Annotated in this window: 3 protein-coding genes; all 3 read right to left on the bottom strand. The window is 63.4% G+C overall.

All coding sequences use genetic code 11. The features are described 5' to 3' along the window. The coding region (locus ON37_RS26655; protein ID WP_422615677.1) for a phage integrase central domain-containing protein at positions 1-528 on the bottom strand (528 nt) is incomplete at its 3' end. A 23-nt stretch (positions 529-551) separates the two neighbouring features. After that, positions 552-737: a helix-turn-helix transcriptional regulator gene (locus tag ON37_RS32050; RefSeq protein ID WP_083893312.1), complete on the bottom strand. Its 186-nt coding sequence runs from the start codon at positions 735-737 to the stop codon at positions 552-554. A gap of 11 nt (positions 738-748) precedes the next feature. Then, a complete protein-coding gene (locus ON37_RS26650; protein WP_245553513.1) occupies positions 749-2,470 on the bottom strand; it encodes a replication initiator in 1,722 nt (573 codons plus the stop codon). Between the last annotated feature and the right edge of the window lie 123 nt (positions 2,471-2,593).

Raw genomic sequence — 2,593 nt, 5'->3', positions numbered from 1 at the left:
GACTGTCTTCGCGCGGCACGGATTTTCCCGTATCAGCCGGTCATCCACGGCCGTCTCCAGCACGCCGACCACGATGTCGAATAACACGGCCTTGTAATTGTCCGCGAACTTCCGCTCTTCCAGAGCACTTACCCAGTCCCGGACCGTCGCCGCCGTGATACGGCCGATGGGAAGATCACCAAACGTCGGGTATATCCGCGATTCAAGCCGACTGCGGAGCGCCTCTCGTGTGGCCGGATCACTCGACTGAGCGCGAACCCAACTCTCGGCCTGTTGCCGAAATGTCTTCCGCGCTGACCGAGGGTCGATGTACTTGCCCTCGCGCTTGTCGGATTCGACACCAATCAGGAAGTCGTCGGCCCGCTTCTTCTGCCTATCCGGGAACGACTTCGACCGTTCCTTGCCGTCAGGGTTGATGTAGCGCACACGGTAGCGAAGTCCCTTGCCGTACAGCTCAGTCCGTTCGAACACTGGCTTGCCGCGTGAGTCGAGAACGATCGCACCCTCAACGTCGCGCTTGAGACGCATCCACCGATCTTCGACATGCCCCATCAGGCAGCCTCTTCCAACTCGACCCACGCCCGCAACTTGCCAGGGTGATACCGCAGGTGACGGCCCACCTTCCGCACTGGCGGACCTTCACCCTGCCACTTCCATTGGTAGAGCGTCTTCACTGGCACATTCAGGAAATAGGCCGCTTCCTCCGGTGTCCATAACCGATTTTCGGGCAACTCCATGGCCGTCCCCCCTATGCTGCGTTGTCGGCCGAATTATTCTGTGGCGCTCGGGCTTTCGCTTCGGCCGCGTTCCGTTCCGCGTGTGCGAGCTGAGCGCGAAGGTATTCGGCCTCGCGTGAGGTTTTCTGCGCGATCATGGACATGATCAGGTGCTCGCGAGGTGGCACGTTCGGGTCGCCAGGTTCCACGGGCCGGATGATCATCCGGTCGAGTTGCGGCTTGGAGATACCGGCCTCAGCGAGACGTTGCCGAACGAACTCCACTCGATCAGCCTTGTGGTCGGCCAGGTCCTTGCCGGTCCATTTGCGCGAGACCAGGATTCGACGCCCGCGCATGCCGAGTGTGTCACGACGGTGAGCCTTGCCCTTGCACACGCCCGGGACCGTTTTCGCGGTGGCGCCCTTCGGGACCACGCCGTATCGGAACCACAGCCCGCACGAGGGCGAGCACGGAGTGATTGCCAGCTCGGCGTGCAGCCGGTCGTAGTGGTCTGCGGCGCGCTGGGTTTCGGGTTCGATCACGTCCCCAATGGCCTTGGTCAGGTATTTGGTCAGGTAGCCGACGTGCCGACTCGCTTCCTCGGTGCCGCCGAGGATGCCCTTGATGTCCATGACCGACCCGAACCGCACCACGTGCGCCGGTTCCAGGTCATCCACAGCATCCATCACGTCGAGCGCTTCATCCCAGGTCGGCACCGGAACCCGCTGACCGGTTTCGGGGTCCACCCGATCGGGATCGACGAATCGGCCGGCCGAATGGTCGAAGAACGGCAACCGGTCGGTGTAGACCGGCTCGTCGAAGTGCGGCCACCACACCTGGTGATACGTCGCGGCCACCAGTTGCCGGATCACCGCTTTCGGGTCGGAACCGCGGACCGCGATATGAATGTGCGGGGCTCCTCGCTTCTGCGGCTCCACGGCCGCGAAGTACTGCACGTCTCGACCGCTCACGCGCCGGTAATTCTGGATGAACCGGTCGAACAAGGCAGCGAAATGCAGCGAATCCCGTGCCGCACGGCGATAGTCGTAGGACTCCGGGTCGATCGGCGCACCATCCGGGCCGACACGGCCGTAGGAGGGCAGGGTGAGGGTGACGAACATCGAGGGCCGGTACTTGCCCGCGTACTGCCGCCCGATCGTGGTCTTTTCCACCTTCTTGCGAGGCAGGTCCGGAGCAGCCTGCCGCCGCCGGGTCGACCGCTTCCGGGCCTCCTTCTCCGGCTCCGGGTCCAAGCTGCGCAGCTTCCCCCGAATCCCCGACTCTCGCAACTGCGCATCTACCTCGGCGAACTCTTCGCGAATCCCGTCCATCGCTTCGGAATCGCCCACCTCCTTCGCCGCGGCGTAGTCGTCGATCAACCGGCCCCGCTCGATCAACAACTCGGTTTGCCGTTGGGTCGGTGAATTCTTCTCGATCACGGGTTCCTCCTCGATGTGCCAGCCTTCGCGGGCCTGCTGAATACGAAGCGCCCGCGCCTTGGCCGCACACGCGGGGCACACGCACTCCAACGTCGATTTACACGGCGCGCCAACATATTTCGGCTCCCCGGTGACCTGGTCGAAACCCATCATCGGCAGAGGACGACGACACACGCCGAACTTCTCCGCCGACGCCTGGGCCAGCTCCACCAGATTCAGCCGCGCACGCCGATCCGCTGCCGTCTCACGGGGAACAGCCCCATCACCGTCGGCGACAGGGCTTTCCGGCGTCGACACTGACGCATCCACACTCATAGGGCCACCTGTTCCGCGATAGCCGGAGTCGGTACCGCAACAAAGGTTCCTTCATCAACCGGTTCGCTGGCGTATTTGCGCTGGTTATAGGCCGACCAGTGCCCCTCATCGATCGTGTACAGC

This window comes from Nocardia veterana NBRC 100344 (assembly GCF_000308855.1).
Taxonomy (GTDB): domain Bacteria; phylum Actinomycetota; class Actinomycetes; order Mycobacteriales; family Mycobacteriaceae; genus Nocardia; species Nocardia veterana.
The sequence above is the reverse complement of the archived record's forward strand: the minus strand, read 5'-3'. Positions and strand labels throughout refer to the sequence as shown.

Bases quoted from the DNA above. Each gene is read 5' to 3' on its own strand.
- ON37_RS26650 (WP_245553513.1), bottom strand. From the start codon at position 2,470: ATGAGTGTGGATGCGTCAGTGTCGACGCCGGAAAGCCCTGTCGCCGAC.
- ON37_RS32050 (WP_083893312.1), bottom strand. From the start codon at position 737: ATGGAGTTGCCCGAAAATCGGTTATGGACACCGGAGGAAGCGGCCTAT.